The sequence below is a fragment of the Alteribacillus iranensis genome (genome assembly GCF_900113025.1).
Classification (GTDB): domain Bacteria; phylum Bacillota; class Bacilli; order Bacillales; family Marinococcaceae; genus Alteribacillus_A; species Alteribacillus_A iranensis.
Genome location: NZ_FONT01000006.1, coordinates 156,594 through 178,732, shown reverse-complemented (window position 1 = coordinate 178,732; position 22,139 = coordinate 156,594). Strand labels below are relative to the sequence as shown.

23 protein-coding genes and 1 pseudogene are annotated in these 22,139 nt (G+C 40.4%); 9 read left to right on the top strand and 15 right to left on the bottom strand.

Annotation, left to right across the window (positions count from 1 at the left end; translation table 11 throughout):
• Positions 1-64 precede the first annotated feature (64 nt).
• On the top strand, positions 65-1,087 hold the full coding sequence (locus BM095_RS13675; RefSeq protein WP_143083234.1) for a potassium channel family protein: 1,023 nt from the start codon (positions 65-67) through the stop codon (positions 1,085-1,087).
• On the opposite strand, the gene BM095_RS13670 is transcribed toward BM095_RS13675, so the two are convergent.
• Together BM095_RS13670 and yugI are read right to left on the bottom strand one after the other, a co-directional pair.
• The gene (locus BM095_RS13670) at positions 1,088-2,443 is read right to left on the bottom strand and encodes a glucose-6-phosphate isomerase (protein WP_091662970.1); all 1,356 of its coding nucleotides are present in this window, start codon (positions 2,441-2,443) and stop codon (positions 1,088-1,090) included.
• Positions 2,444-2,657: 214 nt separating this feature from the next.
• Positions 2,658-3,080 carry a S1 domain-containing post-transcriptional regulator GSP13 gene (yugI, locus tag BM095_RS13665; protein ID WP_091662967.1) on the bottom strand — a complete coding sequence of 141 codons (423 nt, stop codon included), beginning with the start codon at positions 3,078-3,080 and terminating at the stop codon, positions 2,658-2,660.
• 258 nt (positions 3,081-3,338) lie between these two features.
• Between yugI and BM095_RS13660 the strand changes: the two genes are divergently transcribed.
• The 3 genes from BM095_RS13660 to BM095_RS16430 all read left to right on the top strand — a co-directional run bounded on the left by BM095_RS13660 (position 3,339) and on the right by BM095_RS16430 (position 5,604).
• Positions 3,339-4,682 carry a sodium-dependent transporter gene (locus BM095_RS13660; RefSeq protein WP_091662964.1) on the top strand — a complete coding sequence of 448 codons (1,344 nt, stop codon included), beginning with the start codon at positions 3,339-3,341 and terminating at the stop codon, positions 4,680-4,682.
• A gap of 71 nt (positions 4,683-4,753) precedes the next feature.
• Entirely contained in the window at positions 4,754-5,368 is a 615-nt protein-coding gene (locus BM095_RS13655) for an isochorismatase family cysteine hydrolase (protein ID WP_091662961.1), read from the top strand.
• A gap of 47 nt (positions 5,369-5,415) precedes the next feature.
• Entirely contained in the window at positions 5,416-5,604 is a 189-nt protein-coding gene (locus BM095_RS16430; protein WP_143083233.1) for a hypothetical protein, read from the top strand.
• A 110-nt stretch (positions 5,605-5,714) separates the two neighbouring features.
• Here the strand turns inward: BM095_RS16430 and BM095_RS13650 are convergent, their stop codons facing one another.
• The 5 genes from BM095_RS13650 to BM095_RS13630 form a co-directional block, all read right to left on the bottom strand.
• Complete coding sequence (locus BM095_RS13650; RefSeq protein WP_091662959.1) at positions 5,715-6,185, bottom strand: S-ribosylhomocysteine lyase; 471 nt, start codon at positions 6,183-6,185, stop codon at positions 5,715-5,717.
• A 94-nt stretch (positions 6,186-6,279) separates the two neighbouring features.
• The gene (locus tag BM095_RS13645) at positions 6,280-6,999 is read right to left on the bottom strand and encodes a glycerophosphodiester phosphodiesterase (protein ID WP_091662956.1); all 720 of its coding nucleotides are present in this window, start codon (positions 6,997-6,999) and stop codon (positions 6,280-6,282) included.
• Between the two features lie 264 nt (positions 7,000-7,263).
• Entirely contained in the window at positions 7,264-8,346 is a 1,083-nt protein-coding gene (locus BM095_RS13640; RefSeq protein WP_091662953.1) for a DctP family TRAP transporter solute-binding subunit, read from the bottom strand.
• A gap of 45 nt (positions 8,347-8,391) precedes the next feature.
• Entirely contained in the window at positions 8,392-9,657 is a 1,266-nt protein-coding gene (locus BM095_RS13635; RefSeq protein WP_091662950.1) for a TRAP transporter large permease, read from the bottom strand.
• Between the two features lie 25 nt (positions 9,658-9,682).
• Entirely contained in the window at positions 9,683-10,234 is a 552-nt protein-coding gene (locus BM095_RS13630) for a TRAP transporter small permease (protein WP_322787617.1), read from the bottom strand.
• 529 nt (positions 10,235-10,763) lie between these two features.
• Between BM095_RS13630 and BM095_RS13625 the strand changes: the two genes are divergently transcribed.
• Positions 10,764-11,243, top strand: a complete 480-nt coding sequence (locus tag BM095_RS13625; RefSeq protein ID WP_091662948.1) for a divergent PAP2 family protein — start codon at positions 10,764-10,766, stop codon at positions 11,241-11,243.
• Between the two features lie 118 nt (positions 11,244-11,361).
• Here the strand turns inward: BM095_RS13625 and BM095_RS13620 are convergent, their stop codons facing one another.
• The 3 genes from BM095_RS13620 to BM095_RS13610 all read right to left on the bottom strand — a co-directional run bounded on the left by BM095_RS13620 (position 11,362) and on the right by BM095_RS13610 (position 13,920).
• On the bottom strand, positions 11,362-12,024 hold the full coding sequence (locus BM095_RS13620; protein ID WP_091662945.1) for a 3D domain-containing protein: 663 nt from the start codon (positions 12,022-12,024) through the stop codon (positions 11,362-11,364).
• Between the two features lie 194 nt (positions 12,025-12,218).
• Positions 12,219-12,548 carry a YuiB family protein gene (locus BM095_RS13615; protein ID WP_091662943.1) on the bottom strand — a complete coding sequence of 110 codons (330 nt, stop codon included), beginning with the start codon at positions 12,546-12,548 and terminating at the stop codon, positions 12,219-12,221.
• Positions 12,549-12,714: 166 nt separating this feature from the next.
• Positions 12,715-13,920: an NAD(P)/FAD-dependent oxidoreductase gene (locus tag BM095_RS13610; RefSeq protein WP_091662940.1), complete on the bottom strand. Its 1,206-nt coding sequence runs from the start codon at positions 13,918-13,920 to the stop codon at positions 12,715-12,717.
• A gap of 493 nt (positions 13,921-14,413) precedes the next feature.
• On the opposite strand from BM095_RS13610, the gene BM095_RS13605 reads away from it, so the two are divergent.
• Positions 14,414-15,403: an NAD(P)/FAD-dependent oxidoreductase gene (locus BM095_RS13605; RefSeq protein ID WP_091662937.1), complete on the top strand. Its 990-nt coding sequence runs from the start codon at positions 14,414-14,416 to the stop codon at positions 15,401-15,403.
• 99 nt (positions 15,404-15,502) lie between these two features.
• On the opposite strand, the gene erpA is transcribed toward BM095_RS13605, so the two are convergent.
• The gene (gene erpA / locus BM095_RS13600; protein ID WP_091662934.1) at positions 15,503-15,856 is read right to left on the bottom strand and encodes an iron-sulfur cluster insertion protein ErpA; all 354 of its coding nucleotides are present in this window, start codon (positions 15,854-15,856) and stop codon (positions 15,503-15,505) included.
• Between the two features lie 133 nt (positions 15,857-15,989).
• Positions 15,990-16,226, bottom strand: a complete 237-nt coding sequence (locus BM095_RS13595) for a YuzB family protein (protein WP_091662932.1) — start codon at positions 16,224-16,226, stop codon at positions 15,990-15,992.
• A 166-nt stretch (positions 16,227-16,392) separates the two neighbouring features.
• On the opposite strand from BM095_RS13595, the pseudogene BM095_RS16775 reads away from it, so the two are divergent.
• The 3 genes and pseudogenes from BM095_RS16775 to BM095_RS13585 all read left to right on the top strand — a co-directional run.
• A pseudogene (locus BM095_RS16775) lies at positions 16,393-16,569 on the top strand (TetR/AcrR family transcriptional regulator); the annotation flags it as partial.
• A gap of 456 nt (positions 16,570-17,025) precedes the next feature.
• The gene (locus BM095_RS13590; protein WP_245757920.1) at positions 17,026-18,096 is read left to right on the top strand and encodes an NAD(P)/FAD-dependent oxidoreductase; all 1,071 of its coding nucleotides are present in this window, start codon (positions 17,026-17,028) and stop codon (positions 18,094-18,096) included.
• A gap of 121 nt (positions 18,097-18,217) precedes the next feature.
• On the top strand, positions 18,218-18,460 hold the full coding sequence (locus tag BM095_RS13585) for a NifU family protein (protein WP_091662927.1): 243 nt from the start codon (positions 18,218-18,220) through the stop codon (positions 18,458-18,460).
• A 216-nt stretch (positions 18,461-18,676) separates the two neighbouring features.
• Here the strand turns inward: BM095_RS13585 and thrB are convergent, their stop codons facing one another.
• Genes thrB through BM095_RS13570 form a run of 3 tightly spaced genes read right to left on the bottom strand, consistent with a single transcriptional unit; the run spans position 18,677 to position 21,967 of the window.
• Complete coding sequence (thrB, locus tag BM095_RS13580; protein ID WP_091662924.1) at positions 18,677-19,606, bottom strand: homoserine kinase; 930 nt, start codon at positions 19,604-19,606, stop codon at positions 18,677-18,679.
• Complete coding sequence (gene thrC, locus BM095_RS13575; RefSeq protein WP_091662922.1) at positions 19,596-20,666, bottom strand: threonine synthase; 1,071 nt, start codon at positions 20,664-20,666, stop codon at positions 19,596-19,598. The genes thrB and thrC overlap by 11 nt, the downstream gene beginning before the upstream one ends.
• Complete coding sequence (locus tag BM095_RS13570; protein ID WP_091662919.1) at positions 20,666-21,967, bottom strand: homoserine dehydrogenase; 1,302 nt, start codon at positions 21,965-21,967, stop codon at positions 20,666-20,668. Before BM095_RS13570 ends, thrC begins: the two co-directional genes overlap by 1 nt.
• Positions 21,968-22,139: the final 172 nt, after the last annotated feature.

Genomic DNA, 22,139 nt, shown 5'->3' with positions numbered 1-22,139 from the left:
GAAAGTGAACGAACTCGTCAATAATGTTTTTATCACTCTACTCTGACTAAGAGGAGGCATCGTGTTGTTACAGTACGTCACTCGAATATATTTTAAAGCTCCTGTATTGCTGCGCCTCTTCTTTATTGTGGTACTTATCATACTAACATTTGGGTTTATCTTGTACCGCTTGGAGCCGCATACGTTTCCTGATTACTTTGATGCTGTATGGTGGGCTGTTATTACTGCTGCAACTATCGGATATGGTGACTATGTACCAAGTACGTTACCAGGAAGGGCTGCAACCATTCTATTAGTTATTTTTGGTATCGGATTCGTTACATACTTTTTTACGAATCTAGCTGCGTCTTCCATTGCAGAAAGAAAAAGCTGGCGAAAAGGAACGTTGCCTTCTCACTTTAAAAATCATTATATAGTTGTAGGCTGGAATGAGAGGTCAAAACAATTTGTTCAGCAGATGAAACGAATATATCCCGAGCGTCCTATTCTTTTGATTGACTATTCATTGAACGAAAGTCCCTTTTTCAATGAAAAAGGGACTCAGTTCATCAAAGGAAATCCGACTTTCGAGGAAACACTTTTGAAAGCAGGATTAAAAGATGCTCGTGCACTTGTTATAACCGCTGAGAAAGAAACCCCTGAACAATCCGCGGATGCTCAAACCATCTTAACTTTGTTAGCAGCAAAACATTCTTCCGCTAACATTTACACCGCCGCAGAAATATTGACACCTGAACAGATATCAAATGCAAAGCATGCAGGAGCAGACGAGATCATCGCGTCCAATTTTATTTCAAGCCTATTAATGACAGAAAGCCTGGAAAAGCAAGGAATTGCTGAAACCATGATTACATTACTAGATGCTGAGCGTTCTCCATATCTTCTTTCTGTAACCTGCCCCGATGATTGGGTAGGAAAGACGTTTGAAGACATTAGCCGTATCGCCCGGCAGGAAGAAGATCTCATTCTAGGACTCAGCGGGAATGGAAAAACATTGTTAAATCCTCCAAGAGAGACTAGGGTACAAGAGGATTACTCTCTATTTATACTGACTTCACAGAGTAAGTGGCGGGACTCAAAAAATTGATTACTTTTTGGTCCGTCGTAATAGTATCTCGGCCTCTTTTTCATAACCTGGCTTTCCAAGAAGAGCAAACATATTTTTCTTGTATGCTTCCACTCCTGGCTGATTAAATGGATTCACTCCTAGTAAGGAACCGCTCATTGCGCAGGCTTTTTCGAAAAAGTATACGAGATATCCGAAATAGTATTCATTTAACTTCGGTATACTTAATACTAAGTTAGGAACCTCTCCATCAGTATGGGCGTAGAGAGCTCCTATAAAAGCTTTTTGATTGATATCATGTAATGATTTTCCAGATAGATAGTTCAATCCATCGGAGTTATCCTCTGTCTCTCGAACCGTGATGTTTTCTGTATTGCTTTCAATATGAAGTACCGTTTCAAACATGTGCCGGTGACCCTCTTGGATGTATTGTCCGATGGAATGGAGGTCTGTCGAGAATCCTGCCGAAACAGGAAAGAGACCTTTACCATCTTTCCCTTCACTTTCTGCAAATAACTGCTTCCACCATTCTGACACGTAATGAAGCTTTGGCTCATAATTAACGAGCATCTCCATCACTTTGTGTTGTTTATATAAGAGGTAACGGCAAGCTGCGTACTGATAGGCATCATTCTTACTAATGCTTTTCTCCGACAATTGCTTTTTGGCCTCCTGTGCACCTTCCATCATGCGCTTGATATCTAGACCCGCTGCAGCGATGGGCAGTAACCCTACGGCTGTGAGGACAGAATATCTTCCTCCCACATCATCAGGAACCGTGAATGTCTCATACCCATGGAGAGAGGCCATATGTTTCAATGCCCCTTTTTCTTTATCGGTTGTGGCATAAATTCGATGTGCCGCTTCCTCTCGTCCATACTTTTTCTCTAAATAATCACGGAGTAAGCGGAATGCTATGGCCGGTTCTGTCGTCGTTCCCGATTTAGAGATAACGTTAATAGACACCTCTTTATCTTGAATAACATCAATTAAATCTTTGAGATAGCTTTGACTAAAATGATGGCCCGCAAAATATATCTCCGGTCCATTCCTTTTCTCAGGTTTAAGCTGATTACGAAATGTATGCGATAAGCTGTCAATCGCAGCTTTTGAGCCCAAATAAGAGCCGCCCACCCCTATAACAATCAATACATCTGAATCACTTCTAATTTTCTCTGCCGCTTTCTCAATTCTTTTAAACTCGGTACGGTCGTATTGTTCGGGGAGATCGACCCAACCAAGTGCATCAGAAGCGTTTTTATCCCTTTTATGTAAATGTTCATGTGCTTTGTGTATAGATGCCTCTATGTTAATCATGTCTTTTTCATTGATAAAAGGTACAGCATTACTGTAATCAAATGTTATTTTGTTTGGCACGGCAGTCTCCTCCTATTCCCTACGCCCCATGTTACATTTTTAGGCTGTTTACATAGACTTTGCTGTGTAAGTCACAGAAACCCATTTGGCTTATAAGGTTCCACCTTCATAGGGAGCCATGATGAAAGTGAGCCATCTACTAATAATATAAAGATATTTTTATGAAAAAAGAAGGGTGAACAGAAGTTTTTATCCTCTGCTTACCCTTCTCCCCTTACTTACGAATTCTTTTATTTAAGTCAGCTTGGATCTCATTCGACTGTTTCAGCCAGTCTTTTAGTTTATCTTCGAGAGTGTTAAACCCTTGAGCCTTATCATTACCGCTTCGATTTCCTCCGCTTCGTGGACGATTATTATTGCTAGGCGCACGACGCTCCGTTTTCTCCGGTGCAGGAAGGGTTTCTCGAATTGATAAAGAAATCTTACCTGATTCCTCGTCAATAGATTTAATCTTTACTTTAACCGTTTCACCTACTGACAACACTTCGTTAATATCTTTTACGTAACCATGAGCCACTTCAGAGATATGAACTAGTCCTTGTTTATTCTCATCAAGAGCAACAAATGCTCCGAATGGTTTTATTCCTGTTATTTTACCTTCTACAATACTGCCTACCTCATACTGCTGTACCGACATTCAAACAACTCCTAATTATTTTTTAACCAAGTCATTATACCATGATATTCGTATTTCAGCAATTATTAGGGACAGGAGTAGAGGTTACGTTTTGTATGATTTCACTATTTTGTCTGTGGTCCCTCTAGAGATGATGGTATCCACTGACACCTCACAAAAAACGTAGCAGCTAATAAGTGAGAAAGGTTGACATGGAAGTTCTTATTCCTATAATGTGTTAAATTGTTACTCGAAAAGTACACTTGAAAGGTGATTGTGATGAAATCTGGGGATCAATGGAAATCGAAAATAGGTTTTATTATGGCAGCAGCTGGTTCAGCCATCGGATTGGGCGCCGTATGGAAGCTACCATACGTAACCGGTACAAATGGTGGCGGAGCTTTCTTTTTCATGTTTCTAGTGTTTACTTTAATACTCGGAACCACACTTATACTTGCTGAGTTTATTATTGGTAGAAAAACACAAAAGCCCCCTATACCTGCTTATAAATCCATAGCTCCGCATACTCCTTGGTACCTTGTTGGGGTACTTGGTATTGTGACTTCCTGCTTAATATTATCTTTTTACGCCGTTGTCGGCGGCTGGATATTCACTTACTTTATCCGTAGTCTTACGGGCCGTCTAACTGAACCGGTTTCGGGAAGTTATGAAACATTATTTTCATCTATTATTTCTAATCCATGGGAAGTAGGATTAGCACATGTTACCTTTATGTTGATTACTATATTGGTAGTCCAAGGTGGGATACAAAAAGGGATTGAACGTGTAAGCAGTATCATGATGCCTGCCTTGTTTGTTATTTTTATCATTTTAGTTATCCGTTCGTTAACGCTTGAAGGCGCAGCGGAAGGCATTTCCTTTTTCTTACGGCCAGATTTCAGTGCTATCAATAGAGAGACCATTTTGTATGCTCTTGGCCAGGCATTTTTCTCTTTAAGCCTTGGAGTTTCCATTATGGTAACGTACAGCTCTTATTTAGATAAGAGGGAAAACCTTATTCGCTCCGCAACCTCAATCGTTGGTTTGAGTGTGCTCATTTCATTACTGTCAGGATTAGCGATATTTCCGGGCGTCTTCGCATTTAATCTTGAACCAAATGAAGGACCTAGTTTAATCTTCACCGTTTTGCCTGCAGTATTTAGTGAAATGGCCTTAGGTTCTGTCTTTCTATCTTTATTTTTACTGTTATTGCTTTTCGCCACATTAACTTCTGCATTTTCACTTTTAGAAATTGTGGTGTCTTCCATCGTATATCGCTTTCCCAACAAACGCAAAATAGCTGCGTGGGGGAGTGGAATTGTTATTTATGTGCTAGGAATTCCGTCAAGCCTATCTTTTGGTCTGTTAGCTGATTGGCTTCTATTCGGAAAAAACTTTTTTGATGCAACTGATTTTCTCGTGAGTAATATTTTGTTACCTCTTGGCGCCTTACTCATTGCTATCTTCGTTCCACGAAAATTATCAAACCCAGATATGAAAGAAGAATTGCTTCGCGGTTCCTCTGCCAATGAAATATTTTTCAAAGGTTGGCTGTTTATATTACGCTTTATTGTTCCTTTGGCAATCATTGCGGCATTTCTTAATGTGTTGGGAATATGGTAGAAACGTGCTTAAAATCACCTCTGTCAGGGAACAGTATAACGAATAGTAAAACGAAAACTGGAGGAGATAGGATGGCGGAAGACACGCCACATGTTGGAGAGAAAGCCAGTATTGCTTTATTAATTGTTGATATGATCTCTAGTATGGATTTTGATGGTAGCGATAAATTATTTGATCAAGCGTATGAGGCTGCTCTCCACATAAGTGACTTAAAAACAGAAGTGAAGAAATATAACATACCTGTTGTATATGTTAACGACAATTATGGCCGTTGGCAGAGTGATTTTAAGGAATTGGTCGCCAGTGTAAGAGAAGAAGGAGTCAAAGGCAAACCGATCGCCGATCTACTTTTTCCTGACAAAGATGATTATTTTGTCTTAAAACCTCAATTCTCCGCATTTTTTGCTACTCCTCTGGAGTTGCTTCTTGAACATTTAGAGGTTAAAACACTGATCATTACCGGTGTATCTGGCAATATGTGCATACAGTTCACAGCCAATGACGCATATATGAGAGATTATCAGACACTGATACCTGCTGATTGTACCGCTTCCATCACAAAAGAAGAAAATGATCAAGCCTTGGACATGATGAAAAATGTGCTGAAAGCGGACATAACCCCCTCCACAGAATATGAGATGCCCTCTGTTATCAAACAAGCAAAACGGCACCACTCCAAAAAATGAACCTGACATTTGTCAGGTTCATTTTCTTAAAAGATAGAATGTATAACATGCACGGAGTGACATCCAGCTTCAGTTCCCAGTCACTCGGATGCCCACAGGACGTGGGTCAGTTCGACGTTGTCACAGGAACTTCCGCAAGAGGCGGTGGTTTCTACGTTGCCCACACGATGTGGGCGGTTGTAGTAGAAGTTCCTTTTTCTTTAGTCGAACTTCCTTCTCCAGCGCTTGTCGCATAACGGTTCTTCTGCCAGAAACGCAAAAGCCAACGCTTCCTGCGTAAGCCAACGAAGAAGCTGGCACGTCCTGTGCAAGTGCCTTGCGCTTCTCTTGGTGGTTCACTATTCGTTTAAAAGACCTCTGCTAAAGAAGCTTTATCCTGTTCCAACCAATACCTCATTAATTTTTTAGCTCCTTCGAGATCGTGAAGTTTTGCTTGGCCGCACTGCTCTTCGTTAGCGGCCGGTACTTCGTTTAATTCTAAAGAATATTTCATAGTCTTTTCTAGTACATCGATTAACTCTTCGACTTTTGGTTCTCCGTTCATGATAAGGTAAAAGCCGGTTTGACACCCCATCGGTGATAAATCAATGACTTCAAAGTGATCATATTCTTCAGCAAAGCGACGAATGTTCAGCGCTAATAAATGTTCCATCGTATGAATAACAGACGGTTCCATATTTCCTTTATTTGGTTGACAGAATCGAATATCAAATTTATTCACTACGCCGTCTGAACCTACTTTTTGAACTCCAGCATGTCTGACGTAAGGGGCCTTTACTATCGTGTGATCTAACTCAAAGCTTTCTACTCGAGCCATATAAACACTCCTTTTAGATTCTCTGTTTTGATCATACAATGATTCTAGCATCGGATGCAAATGAATTTGTTTTTCCACTCATCAGACAATGCTTTTAAAAGATCCTGAACGCTAGAGGAACATCGTCAGTAAAAATACCATCGATTTCATAGTTTTTCACTTCTCGTAATTTCTCTTCCTTATTTACCGTCCAAACGTACATCCTGTATCCATTGCCACGGAGTCTGGACACAAAGTTACGATCTAGTAACTTATAGTATGGGCAGATGGCATCTGCATCAGTTTCTCGAAGACGTGTCTCTGGGTAATAATCTCGCCAGTATGTTTTTCCTTTTATTTTTGCTTTTCCTAACATGGACTTCCCAACTATTAGAGAAGTTTTTACGTTGCTATTTATTGATTTTATTTTCTTTATGACTTGGTCTTCAAAAGAAGAGAATAATAAATCTTGAACAGGGTACGATTCAGGGATTGCTTGAAAAACCTCGCTCTCTATATCCTTTTCTTTGATCTCTAAATTAAGCGGGATTCTTCCTTCACATAACTCGAAAGTTTCCTTTAAGCGAGCTGGCTGCCATCCTTCTTCCGTGAGGGTTAATCTCTTCCATTCCTCGTATGTCATATCAGACAGACGTTTCCCTTTCCAGTCTGGGTTATGAGCACACACTAAAGTCCCGTCTTTCATTCGTCTAACATCTGTTTCTATCATGTCTGCCTTCCATTCAATAGCCTTTCGAAAAGCCAATATGGTATTCTCTCGTATAGTAGGGGTAGTTGATCCTCTGTGAGCAATCACTTCGATAGAATTGTTCATGTTGCCTCCTCGCCAATCCTTTTACATCTCACTATCACAATTCAGTTATTATCTGTTTCTATTTTATTCTACCCCTTTCCTTCTAGATAACCAATAGGTGACGAATAGAAAATAAATGGCTCCACAACAGTTACTTTCCCATCAGCTCCCTACTAAGAGGTCTCTTCCTAGCCAGAGAGAAACACTTAAATTGGTACAACTTTTAAATTCCGATCTCAAAAAAACTGCGGGTGATTTTCTCACCCGCAGTCTAACTAATCTTTCTTACTCTCCTGTAATTTCTTCGATTTCAGAAGTTAATTTATCTAAAATTTCTCCTGCTTGTTCTCCGCCATTTTCGCGGTAATAATCACGCAGTGGTTCTTGAAGCTCACGGAAAGCATCGCGCTGCTCTTCTGTAAGTTCCACAACTTCTGTCGGATTATCCGTGTCTTCCTCAATCACCTCTATATACTCGCTATTGAGATCATCTTGAATTTGGAATCCAACATCGCGCATTTCTTCTACTGTTTCGTCAAACATAGCCTTAATGTCATCAGGAAGATCATTGTAGAAAGTAGGATTTACAGTCATCATTGCTACATAACTGTTATGATTGGAAATCATTAAATAGTCTTGTACTTCATGGTAAGAAGAATCTGCTATAAAGAATATAGGGTTTTCCTGTGCATCAACAGTACCTTGCTGAAGTGCAGAGTAAAGATCACCCGCACTCATAACCGTTGGATCCGCTCCATATGTTTCGTAAGACATCTGATTGAGCGGAGAATCTTGCGTTCTGAATTTTACTCCTTCAAAATGAGACGGCTCTGATAATTCCTTATTTGCTGTCCAATTTGTAAAGCCTTCTGTAAAGAAAGATAATGGTTTGATGTTGTTTTCTTCATACAAGGCTGCTAAATCTTCGTTAATTGCTTCACTCGTATTTAACAATTCATGAACTTGTTCTTGATCACTCGGCAATAGGTATTGCAATGAAAAAATTTGAGCTTCATCTACCATCGTACCAGTGAAACCAGGCGACACAATAGCCATTTCTACCGCACCGCTTTGTAACTGTTCTACTTGGTCAATTTCGCTTCCAAGTCCTCCAAATTCATAAACATCGATGTTAATTTGTCCGTCTGATTTTTCTTCTAATCGACTCGCAAACTCTTCGGCATAGTCAAATTGAACTTGCCCATCATATTCTTCTGTGATAAAACGCCAGTTATACGTTTCCTCGCCTGCTTCTCCTCCATCAGCAGACTCACCACCGTTATCACCACCTCCGCCACCGCAAGCGGCGAGAAGCATCGATGTCACAAGAGCAGTACTTCCTAACAACCCAAATTTTCTTTTTTTCATGCAACATTTCCCCCTTTTCGTTCAATATATCTATTCTCACTCCTGTTATAACAGGAACAGAGATAGCTGTGGAAAGAACACAAGCAGTACCCAAACTAATAGTAGCATCCCTATAAATGGCGGCGTACCCCTTATCGTATCAAGATAGGATCGGTTAAACACTGCACTCGCCGTAAATATGTCCACCCCAAACGGCGGCGTAGCAGAACCAAGCGCAGCCTGGAATGTAACAATAACCCCTAGATGGACAGGATCAATCCCCGCATCCATGGCAGCAGGAGCAAATATAGGAGTTAAGATTAAAATAACTACAATTGGATCAACGAACATACATCCTATGAAGAAAAAGATCGATATTATAATTAGCACGTAGATAGGGCCTGGATCTCCCGAGAGAAACACTTCAGACATTAGCTGAGGTATTCGTGCGTATGAAATAGCCCAGGCAAATGCCTGGCCGCCAGCAACAAGAATAAACACCGCGGACGTAACCAATCCAGTTGATAGAGCTATTTTAGGCACTTCTTTAAAGCCGAAAGATCGAAAAATGAGCAATTCCAATATTAGCGCATACAATACAGATATCCCGGCTGCTTCTGTAGGTGTAAAAAAGCCGGTATATATCCCACCTACAATGATAACGGGAAACATAAGAGGCAGTACTGCTCTCCATGTATACCGGAACCTGTCTCCCCATGTAAATTTATCCGCAAGCGGTATTTTATAAAGCCGTGCGTGTATGTAAGAATAAAGAGCAAAGAAAAGAAAAATAATGATTCCTGGAATGATACCTGCGATAAACAAATCTCCAATTGAAGTATTAGAGGCAATTCCGTAAATGATCATTCCAATACTAGGCGGTATAAGAAGCGCCACGTCACTGGAGTTAATGATTAATGCAATCGCTGTGGAGTCCTTATACCCTACTCTTAAGAGTCTCTCACGCATAGGCTTTCCGATCGCAACTACAGTAGCCTGTGTTGAACCGGAGATCGATCCGAATAACGTACAAGCAGCGGCAGTGGTGATGGCATAGCCGCCTCGCAAGTGACCGATAAAAGAACCAATGAAATCAAGTAACCGATTAGAAGTCCTCCCCATCGACATAATGTCCGCTGCAAATATGAATAAAGGAACAGCTAATAACGCATAGTTTGATATCCCTTCCATCATTTGCTGGATCATGAAAAATGGCTCTACATTTGGGAAAAATATTAATACTACAACTAATGGAGCCAAAATCAATGGGATCATCATTGGAAAACCAAGTACAAGAAATATAACCATAATTGCTAATAATGTAGTAACCATTGGCATTCCCCGCTATTCTAATTTTTTAAATAGATGGTGGGTTTTCCACATCCGTATCATCGTCATAATCTTTCCTCTCTGCAGCCAAGTAAACATCTTTGTTTCTAACGTTCACCCAGAAGTTTCTAAAAAACTGCAGAGCCCCTAAAACGAAACCGATTGGAGCCCATATAATCATTATGTAATAAGGCAGCCGCAATGCAGAGGTTACTCTCCCAGAGTCAATTACACTTTGTACGTAACCCCAAGAGAAATAGGCAAGACCTAGTAAAATAATCCCAGTAGTAAGTGGAATTAACAGAGCAAGTGCTTTCCGAAACCCAAAAGGGACGGTGTCAAACAAAGCGGACATACTAATATGTCTACCTTTTCTTGCAACGTAACTTATACCCATGAAAGTAGCCATAAATAAAGCTAATTGACTTATCTCTTCCGCAAAGGCCCAGCTGTTCCCAAAGAAGTTACGACTAACAGCGTTGCCAGCTACCATCACGGTAATTACGAGAATCGCCAGACTTAAAATTACTTCTTCTACTCTTCGAAGTATATTATCAAGCCACTTAATCACTTTCATCATTACACACATCCCATCTACGTCACTGCCGCTAATTGGTTATAATTTTCTGAATGAAAACTATTGTAACTGACATGACTTACTCTCATCAACCGGAATACAAGACGATTTTACCGAATTTTACCTAATATAACAGTAAAAGCTACGGTCAGCTCACTTCTTCTTTTTCATTCCGCCCTACAACATAGATTCTCTATTTTAAGATGAAGAGTAGTAAGTTTTTAATATTATTTTAAGAAAAGAAAAGTAAGAAATTACAAGCTTATGTTATAATTTAATGTGTAGTGTGCGCTTATTTTCGAAAATATCGGAAAAATTAAGATAGTAACATTATACCAGCAGGTGCTAGTTTATAAAAGACTTTTTTCAAATCCGCGCACATGTAAAAGTGTCTGTATTGTCAACCGAAAGTGACAGATTGCTTTTTCGATATTGGGTGGAGAGACCTGGTATACAGCCTCATCTGCAGAATATACAGATAAAAATACTTGAATGGAAGTTTCATTTTATAGAGGAGAGGTCGTACAAGCTTATGGATGTATTTCACAATTTTCCACTTTGGATTGCACTATTTTCAGTACTTTTTGCCCAAGGGATCAAGATCCCTCTCTCTTATATAGCTTCAAAAAAATGGGACCTTACGTTGGTCACCAGCACAGGAGGTATGCCTAGCTCTCACTCCGCTGCTGTCACTTCCGTGTCCACTGCTATTGGTATCGAACATGGCTTCGATTCAGGGCTTTTTGCTATTTGTACTGTTTTTGGAATCATTGTCATGTTTGATGCTACAGGGGTCCGCAGGCACGCTGGTTATCACGCTACCGTGATTAATCAACTCGTCGTAGATTTTAATAAATTTGTTACAGAAGCTAAATCATGGCAGCATAAAGGAGATACGGAAAAAAGAGAGGAATTAAAGGAATTGCTAGGCCATCAGCCAATTGAGGTTTTTTTTGGAGCACTTCTTGGAATATTAATAGCTATTATTGGTCAAATGATCGTTTTTAACTGACTAGAAAAACATGTTCTCCATGTACAAATGTACAACACTTATTTAATATGATCATTCTCCCTCTTAGACCCACTTATGAAGATTGATGCTTTTCTACAATATCACGGGAGACGTTAGTTTACGGTTTGAATTCTGATGTGATTGCTGGCAATGCCCCTTCTTTGTTCAGCGCCATCACTTCTGCCTCTTCTAACGTCCCGTCCCCTTTTTTTATTACTTGTACTTCTACCTTACGCTTTCCCCATTCGTTATAAACATCTTCTACCGTGTCATAATAAAGATCTATCTTCCTTCCTTTAATTGCAGAACCTGTATCAGCTACCACCCCATACCCATATCCGGGGATGTACAAAAGGGTTCCAATGGGGAATAAATTTGGATCCGCAGCGATTGTAGAAACATTGTCTCTTCTGACTTCTACTCCTGAATAAGTAACTCCATATGCTGGATGCTCCATAGTCTTTCCTGTCGATTCATAACCAGCAGTATATCCTGTAGCGGTTACAACTTCTGTAGGACCTTCAGCCTCAAACAATGGTTCAGACTCTTTTTTAATTGCTGGTTTTTCCTCCGCTTCGATAGGGGAGCGTCTCTCTATTGGACTTCCTTGTTTTTCAGGAACTTCAGAATGGTATTTCATTGTTGGTTCCTCTGTTTGAAAATACTGATAAAAATAACCAGGAAGGTCCTGAGCTTTCACATTTGTAATATAAGATAAGGTTGTCACTAAAGCCATGGTAAATAACACGATCATACTTGTACGTCTAAAAATTATAGTCATTTTCCAACAACTCCTCTCACAACAACATCCTTTCCAAAAAGAAAAATTTTATTCTCTGTGAGAGGTACAAGAATATTTGTAAAACATAATTTCGTAAATTGCCGCTCGCTTTTCCCTTCTTCTTCTTTGCATAAAAAAACACTATCGGCTCCCTGTTGAATTCTAAGAAAACAAGAAGGATAATGCCGACAGTGTTAAAACATTTGATAGCCACGGGCTCGCAGCATTTTAATTACTATTCCAGCTATCACTGATCCCGCCATTCCACAAGACAAAATAAGAATATCGACAAGCTGTAAAGCAGCAAAATGATCACCTAATGCACGAAATGAAGAGACGGGCGAAAAGATATAATCAAAAAACCCTACATTATCTATAATTAAAATGACAACGACTGGATAAACAACTGCCATAATCCAAGTCGATCGAAGAATCATATTAAGTAAAAATCCTATACCGAAGAATAATAATAGAAAAAGGAGCATGGATATAATTAACTGCGGTAGACTTCCTATTCCTGTCATAAAAACCACCTCCATCAAAAAGAAAGTGTACGCAACGCAATAACATTCATCAATTTCTTATTATACAAAAAAGATATGTCTAACATGTGAAATAATAATATCCTGCAAGACCTTTCATCCTGCAGGATACGGGACATTATATTCATCATTCTGACTGAAGCCTAGTTTAAAACGGGTTTTTCCCTTTCTTAAGAACTAAACCAGCTCCACCTAAAATCCATAATGCCCGGTTATCAATCATTTTTTTCATGAAATGAGCTGATGTGCCGAACAGTTTTTTATCGCCGACTACACCAATTGCTTCTTTTCCTCCCAAGGAAGCGACAGTACCCTTAATATCAGGCTTAAACTCTTGAAGCTCTCCGCCTTTTATAAGTGCTTTGATATTTTTAACGACTGTTTCTCCTTGCTGCATTGCAATTTGTGCAGTCGGAGGATAAGGACGTTCTGTTTCTTCATTAATAATCAGTGAGCAGTCTCCAATAATAAAGACGTTCTCGTATCCAGGCGCACGTAAATCTTTTTCCACTTTAACTCTAGCTCTCATGTTCTCAAAACCAGATTTCTCTATAATTGGGTTGCCACGGACACCAGTTGCCCATATGACTGTCTCTGCGTTTATTTCTTCGCCACCTTTTAGTGTCACACCGTTCTCCGTGACTTCACTAATTGGTGTTCCAATTTTGAATTCAACTCCGCGATTTTCCAGTAAATTCATTGCATACTCTACCAGCTCTGGATCAAACCCAGGAAGAGCGGTCGGCGCAGCCTCAACACAATATATTTTCACTTTATTAAGAGGGACGTCATATTTCTTACATAGCTCAGGTACTCGTACGCTTAATTCACCTAGATATTCAATCCCTGTGAAACCTGCTCCAGCTACTACAAACGTAAGATATTCATCTTTCGGTTCATTGTTATATTTTGCAAACATATATTCTGTATGCTCTTTTAATTCACGTGCCCCATTTACCGTCCATTGATTAAAGGAATGTTCAAAAACTCCCTCTACACCAAAAGTTTCCGGGATCGCCCCTACAGCAACTACTACGTAATCATAATCAAGCTGCTCACCATTGGATAGTGATACTTTATTTTCCTCCGGGTGCACTTGCTCCACTTCACCGAGTACAAAATCTATTTTTTTCCCACCGATGAGTTGACTGACTGGCATGCGAGTGCGGTCGGAATCAAGTGTGCCCGCTGCTGGTTCATGGAGCCAAGTAGTTTGATAATGGTAATCATGCTTGCTAACCAACGTAATATTTGCTTCATTCGGTCCAAGCTCTTTTGTAATCTTTGCCGCAGTAACCATTCCACCGTATCCTGCGCCTAAAATTAAAATGTTCGGTTTCATTGCCAACATCATCACTTCCATTTTCTTAATATTTTCAAGGGCATAAAAAAAGTTTGTGATTTTATTCACGAGTTAGGGCATAAAAAAACAAACCCGTACAGGGACACAGTGAATAATACACGCTGACACACATTGTCGAATATGTATTTTCTTTGTCGTAAATTCGTCACAACCCATACATGTACTATCTTATTTCTTTTCAATATGTTTTTCAACCTCTTTTTTAGAGACTGTGTAATCCTTTGTTGAAAAATCTTATTCCTTTGCTTATAACAAACTTCAAAGGGGAGACAGTGCCGCTGACACAAAAATTATATTTAAGAACGAAGAGAATGTTCTTAGTATCGAATTCCCACTAAATCAAAGGTTTCAGGGGGGAAGACAAGCTATTTTTACTCCAATCGTATAAACATAGATACTATTCTTCACTTCTCTTTCTTTTAAAATAAATACTCCTATGCTTATAATAAGATTGTATGAAGAAGTTAAGATGGAGGTGGACACTTTGGTCCAAGAACAAGATATTTATGATATAACGATCCTCGGGGGTGGGCCTGCAGGATTATTTACAGCTTTCTATAGCGGGATGCGCCAAGCGAAAGTAAAAATTATAGAGAGTATGCCTCAATTAGGCGGGCAATTATCAGCTTTATATCCAGAGAAGTATATATACGATGTAGCAGGTTTCCCAAAAATTCGTGCCCAAGAGTTAGTGGATAATTTAATCGAGCAAATGAACATGTTTGAGACGGAAGTCGTTCTCAATCAGTCGGTAAATGATGTGTCGAAAACCGACGAGAATATCTTTGAATTACAGACTGACCAGGAAACACACTATTCTAAAACAATCATCATTACTGCCGGTGTGGGTGCCTTTCAACCTCGCAAACTTAAAATTGAAGGTTGTGAAGCATATGAAGAAAGCAATCTTCACTATTTTGTAAATGACTTACAGCAGTTTAAAGGTCAAAAAGTAATGATACTCGGTGGCGGGGATTCAGCAGTAGACTGGGCAAATATGCTTGACCCAATCGCTGACGTTACACTTGTTCACCGACGTGATAAGTTTAGAGCTCATGAACATAGTGTTGAACAATTAGAAAAGTCAAATGTACGTATTCTAACTCCTTTTCAAGTTAAAGATCTCGCAGGTAACGGTAATCGCATTGAACAAGTAATCTTAGAAGAAGTAAAGGGAGATAAGACGGAATCAATTAGCGTGGATAGTTTAATATGTAATTACGGGTTTGTATCCTCTCTTGGCCCTATAAAAAATTGGGGATTAGAGTTCGAAAAAAATATGATTAAAGTGAATTCTAAAATGGAAACTAATATTGAAGGCATTTACGCTGCAGGTGATGTAACTACGTACGATGGCAAAGTAAAGTTAATTGCCACTGGTTTTGGTGAAGCTCCAACGGCAGTAAATAATGCCAAAGCTTATTTAGATCCAAAAGCAAGACTGCAGCCGGGGCACAGCTCCCATATGTTTTAATGTTCTTGATTAGGTAGAATAGGCGGAATAAAAAAAGCCACGGGGGATAATGTTCCCGTGGCTCTTTTTCGTATTTCAGCGAGTTCTCTCGGTGTCATATTAGCAATCTTCCGGTGTTCCCGCGTGAGTTGCGGTTTTAAAAGATGATCCACATCCGCAGGAAACAATGGCATTCGGGTTATCAATGGTAAACCCTCCGCCCATCATATTTTGTTTATAGTCAATGGTTACACCATCTAAGATAGGAGCGCTTTCCTTATCCACTACTAATTTCAGCCCGTTCATTTCTTCGATTTGATCATCTTCATTTACATTTTCATCAAATCCTAAACTGTAAGAGAGTCCAGAACAGCCACCGCCTTTTACTCCAACACGAAGCATAAGACTTGGGTTACCTTCTTCTTCTTTCATTTGCTGGACGTGACTAGCAGCCGCCTCGGTAACATTGATCATTATATGACCTCCTTCGTCATAGTTGGCATGCCTTAATGTAAGTATAACGCTTTCTTTGTTTGCTATCAATCGATCTGCAAAGCGGATAATTTTTAAGCAACCCACTCCGTAGAGAGCACCATGAGGATACTCTCTAGAACATGGGGTTGTCCTCTAAATGTTTATAAATATTGGCAAGCAACTCATCCGGATCCTCACCGTCCACTATTTCTCCATTTACTAAAGCGTACATATTCATAGCACAGTGAGCGCAATTACCAAGACAACCATACTCTATAATGTCTAAGTTTGGATCTTTTTCGAGTTCAGCTCTCACTTCCTCTGTGCCGCTTGCCAAATTACTCATACAAAATTCTATAATAGGAAGCATCCATAACACCTCTTTAATTATCTTTTCTTATCCTATCGTTCGTCAAGAAAATAGTCAATGTGTATGCTTTCGACATGGACTTTCCATACCGTGATTTGTTTTTCAATGAATTGTTGTAAAATCGCCACACAGTCGTTATAATCATAAATGACCGGGGTCATTTTTTATGTTTCATTCTTGTTTACTGATATCGATATATTTTGTTTTTCCCATTATTGGAGGATACATAATGAATAGATCACAAAAAAAGCAGCAGACCCGGGAAAAAATATTAACAGCTGCAATTACTTTGTTTCGTGAAAAAGGGTTTGAAGAAGCAACTGTACAGGAAATAACGAAAGAAGCGAAAGTTGCCAAAGGTACATTTTTCAATTATTTTCCAACGAAGGAATCGATTATGGAGACATTGGCAGAAAACCGCCTCCATCAAATCGATGAATACATGGCGGCGTATGGGCTGTACCGCCTGAATTTCCTCTCCAAATTGCGTGCTTATTTCAGCTTCTTTCTCGGAGATTATCATCTTAACCCCGCGTTAACGCGGCAAGTTTGGCAGCATATGACCGAAAAAAATTCTATGCTATCTGATATTTGGATAGAATTATTAAAAGAAGGGGAAAAACAAGGGGAAATAAAATCAGATACCGACATTACAATATGGGCCGACGTGATCAATAGTCACTTCTATTATTGTTTGGCAATGAGTACAGATGATACACGTGAACTGTTCCTGGATCGATTAATGCTGCTTCTCTACACAAGTTTAAAGGCAATTTTAACAAAAAGGGGACGTCAAACCATGAAAAAACTAGTTATTTTAGGGGGAGGATACGGTGGCTTGCGCTTATTACAGCGTCTGCTTCCAAATGATCTTCCGGAAGATGTAGAAATAGTGCTTGTTGACAAACTTCCTTACCATTGTATGAAAACAGAATACTATGCATTGGCTGCAGGGACGGAATCCGATCATGAGGTGAGAGTCCCTTTCCCTACCCATAAGCGCTTAAAACTTCATTTCGGTACCATTGAGCAAGTTGACTTGAAGAATCAGGTGGTCCGGATGAAGGGAGAAGATCCTCTCTCCTATGATTATCTTGTGGTCGGTTTAGGAAGCGAAGACAATTACCATGGCGTACCTGGTGCAGCGGAACATACGTACAGTATTCAATCCATGGAAAGTACGCGGAGAACGTATGAAGTGTTAAATAACCTTCCTGCCAATTCCATCGTTTCCATTATTGGCGCGGGACTAAGCGGAGTGGAAATAGCTAGTGAGCTCCGGGAAAGTCGGTCCGACTTACACATTAAGTTATTTGATCGTGGAGAGACAATTCTTCCTATGTTCCCAAAGAGGTTAAGTAACTATGTACAAAATTGGTTTGAAACACATGAAGTCGAAGTGATTAGCAACTCAAATATCACGGAAGTGACAGAGGAAGGCCTATACAATCACGAGGAATTCATCAAGTCGGACGCTATTATTTGGACGGCTGGTATCCAACCGAACAAAGTAGTTCGAGAAATGGATACAGAGAAAGATAAAAAAGGGCGTGTCATATTGACACCTCACCATCACTTGCCTGATAATGAAAATGTTTTCGTGGTTGGGGATTGCGCGAGTCTTCCTCACGCACCGAGTGCCCAGCTTGCAGAAGGACAAGCTGACCAAATTGCCATGGTACTCAAGAAACGCTGGAACGGAGAAGTGCTTCCTGACAAACTCCCTACTATTAAGTTAAAAGGAGTTCTTGGTTCTCTTGGAAAGAAACATGGTTTTGGAGTTATGGGAGACACTGCGTTAACTGGTCGTGTTGCCCGCTTACTTAAGAGCGGAGTACTTTGGATGTACAAACATCATTCTGGCGTGTAATCATCCAATTGATATTAGTTGTCATTTGCATGATATCCATAGTACAATAACATATAATCCCTTATAAAATATCACCCTCCATGGAAACAATAGTAAGGGAAATGAAAGGAGAGGTCTGAGCATGCCACAAACGACAGAAGATATTTTTGCACAAGTACAGGAAGTGTTAGACAAGTTACGTCCATTCTTGCTACGCGATGGCGGTGACGTTGAGTTGGTTGACGTGGAAGACGGTATTGTCAAAGTTCGCCTTATGGGAGCGTGTGGCACTTGTCCATCTTCTACCATCACATTAAAAGCCGGTATTGAGCGTGCGTTGGTTGAAGAAGTACCTGGCATTACAGAGATAGAGCAAGTTTTTTAACACATTTCGTGATTTCGATATGATGGCTGTCCTTAAAGGACAGCTTTTTTTTATAGGAATTTGGCAGGCGAGAAGGATATGCACACGGAAAGCGAATATGTTTTTTCTCTGCGTCCTATGCGTTACCCTATTGTTAATGAAAAGCCTTTTGAAGAACGAAAAAAAGCTGTACAAGTGCCATTTCATGACCACTTGTACAGCCCTTTATCTTTCTTCTCATGTAGACATACTCGTACTCCGGTTTTCATTCACAAACCGTACAACTGATCCAAATGGTGCTGGTTTGGCGGTTTGAATGGAGTACTGAGGAAAATCTCTCTGAAGAGCTTCTCTTACCTTTTCTCCTTCATCATAGGGAACAAGACACATCAAAGTAGGACCTGCTCCGCTTAATGCCGCACCATAAGCTCCGTATTTGCGAGCATTCTCTAATATCTCTGTTAATCCAGGAACTAGCTTCGCCCGGTAAGGTTGATGGAACAAGTCCTTCGCCATCATACGTCCCGCAAGGTCCCAATCTTCTTTCAAAAGAGCCGCGGTTAGTACATTACCTATTGCGCTGCCTTGGATGGCCTCCTGATACTCCAATCTATCTGGCAGCACTCCCCTTGCTTCCTTTGTCATCAATTCCGCAGATGGTATGGCAAGCACTAAATCAACATCCGGAACGCCACAACGTACAATATCTGTCGATGTTTCCGTATGTAACCCGATGATCAATCCTCCATACAAGCATGGCCCTACATTATCTGGATGGCCTTCTTCTCTACTTGCATAACGCATCTTTTCTTCCTTTGTTAGTGATGCCCCCGTGAGCCAGTTTGCTAATTCAATAGCAGCTACAATAGCAGCTGCACTGCTTCCCAGCCCTCTTGCAAGAGGGATATCACTCGTCATACGGACGTTACAAGGAGGCAGAGTCACCCCTAGATCTTCCGATACACGTAAAGCTGTTTGATACACTAAATTATCTTTCCCTGACGGCATATTCGCTAATTCGGCCGAATTTGAATGAAAAGACCATTCATCTGCCCGTTCTGCTTCTAATGTTAAGTACTTATTAACTGCTAGCCCAATAGAATCAAATCCAGGACCCAAATTAGCGGAACTGGCAGGTACAGTAATAACAATCTTCTTACCTGCCACCTGACGCGCCTCCCTTAAGCTTTTCTAAAAATGCCTCCTCATTATTAGGAATAACAGTTGGCTTCACCGTAATTGTATCGATAGCGGTATTCGGATCTTTTAATCCATTCCCTGTCAATACACAGACCACTTTTGATCCTTTCTTTATTTCGCCATTGTCCAACTGTTTTTTCAAGCCTGCAATAGAGGCACAGGAAGCCGGCTCAGCAAACACCCCTTCTTTTTGAGCAAGAGTTTGATATGCCGATAATATTTCTTCATCTGTTACCATACTAATCTTTCCGTTTGACTCATTCGCAGCTTCTACTGCTTTAGACCAGCTGGCTGGATTCCCGATGCGAATAGCAGTAGCTACTGTTTCCGGTTGTTCAATAACTTTGTTATTTACAATAGCAGCAGAACCTTCTGCCTCAAACCCTCTCATTTCAGGAAGCCCTGTATTTTTAGCCTCATTATACTCCTTGAAGCCTTTCCAATAAGCTGTTATGTTCCCTGCATTTCCAACAGGAATTGATAATACGTCAGGCGCTTCTCCCAACACATCACAAATTTCAAACGCAGATGTTTTTTGACCTTCAATACGGTATGGGTTTACTGAGTTCACGAGAGTAATATTTTCCTTTTCACTCACCGAACGGACAATATCAAGGGCATTGTCAAAGTTCCCCTTGATTTCAAACACTTCCGCCCCATACATGACAGCTTGGGCAAGTTTCCCTAGTGCAATTTTCCCTTCAGGTATAACGACAATGCAACGAAGGCCGGCTCTCGCTCCATAAGCAGCTGCTGCAGCGGACGTGTTACCAGTAGAAGCACATATAATTGCTTTGCTTCCCTCTTCTTTTGCCTTAGCCACTGCCATAACCATGCCGCGATCTTTAAATGAACCTGTTGGGTTCACTCCTTCTGTTTTTACGTAAATTTCCGCTCCCCATTCTTCAGACAAACGCTCTAAAGGAATTAACGGTGTATTTCCTTCATTCAATGTTAACAAGGGGGTATTCTCATTTACCGGTAAATGTTCCTTGTATTCGTGTAGTAAACCTCTCCAGCTGCTCATTACTGATGTCCTCCCTCAACGCGGTAACTGCTTTTTACATCTATCACAACATCCATGTTCTCTAATTCGTTATAGATCCGTTCATACACTGCGCGGTTCGTCTTATGAGTGACGATCACAACTTCTGCTGCCGGTTCTTCTGTTTCCAACGGCCACTGTAATAGTTTTTCGAAACTTACATCTTCCTGGGCAAACAATGAAGTTACTGCCTTAAAGGTTCCCGTTTCATCCTTTACATGCAACCGTAAGAAATATTTAGCTTCCACTTCTTCATCAGACTTTAATTGTTTCTCAAATAAAGGGGTAGGAATCGAGTGGCCATTCACACCGAGAACATAGTTTTTAATCACGGCAACTAAGTCTGAAACAATTGCTGTTGCGGTTGGCAGTGAACCCGCCCCTGGTCCATAAAACATGGTTTCCCCTATCGCTTCACCGTACACGTAGACGGCATTGTACTCATCATTCACAGCTGCAAGCGGATGACTGTCAGGGAGCAACATAGGCTGAACAGTTACTTCTACTCTTCCCTCTTTACGTTTCGCAAGGCCAATAAGTTTTAATGTATAGCCTAATTGGCGACAATATTCCATGTCCTCCGTGGTCACTGTTGTAATACCTCTAACAATGACATCTTCGAGAGCTATGTCTGTTGAGAACCCTAATGTGCCTAGAATCGCCATTTTTCGCGCCGCATCCAGCCCTTCAACATCTGATGTGGGGTCGCTCTCTGCGAATCCTAACGCTTGTGCTTCTTTCAATACTTCATCATAGTCTCGACCTTCCTGGTCCATTTTTGTGAGGATATAGTTTGTCGTTCCATTTACAATCCCCATCATTTCCGTAATCCGATCAGACGACAAGCCTTCCGTTAAACCGCGAATAATAGGTATTCCTCCAGCAACACTTGCTTCAAAAAATAAGTCACAGCTGTTGTCCGCTGCAACTTTGAGTAACTCTGAGCCATAGAGAGCCATCAAATCTTTGTTAGCAGTCACTACATGTTTTTTATTACCTAAAGCTTCCAAAATATATTCGCGAGCCTCTTGTACGCCACCCATTACTTCAATCACAACATCTATATTCGGATCATTCAAAATCTCGGCTGCGTCTTCTGTTAATTGGTCTTCGTTGATAGCAATATCACGAGGTTTCGTTTTATCACGTACCAGTACTTTCCCAATCTTCACAGGCCGTCCTACTTGATGTTGCAATTCTCGTTGATGATCGTTGATAATCTGGATAACTCCGCTTCCTACTGTACCTAATCCCAGCAGTCCAACGACTACGTCCTGAGCCATAATTTCTCCACCCCTTACACTAAATCCGTGCGTATATTTGATACATATCATGTCATACAAAATGCTTACATGTCAATTAGTAAAACAGCATTGTTTTTCTCCAAAAAACAAATGTCCCTCAGACACGGACATTATAAAACCTTCTGATCATTTTTACAAGCTATTTTTAAGA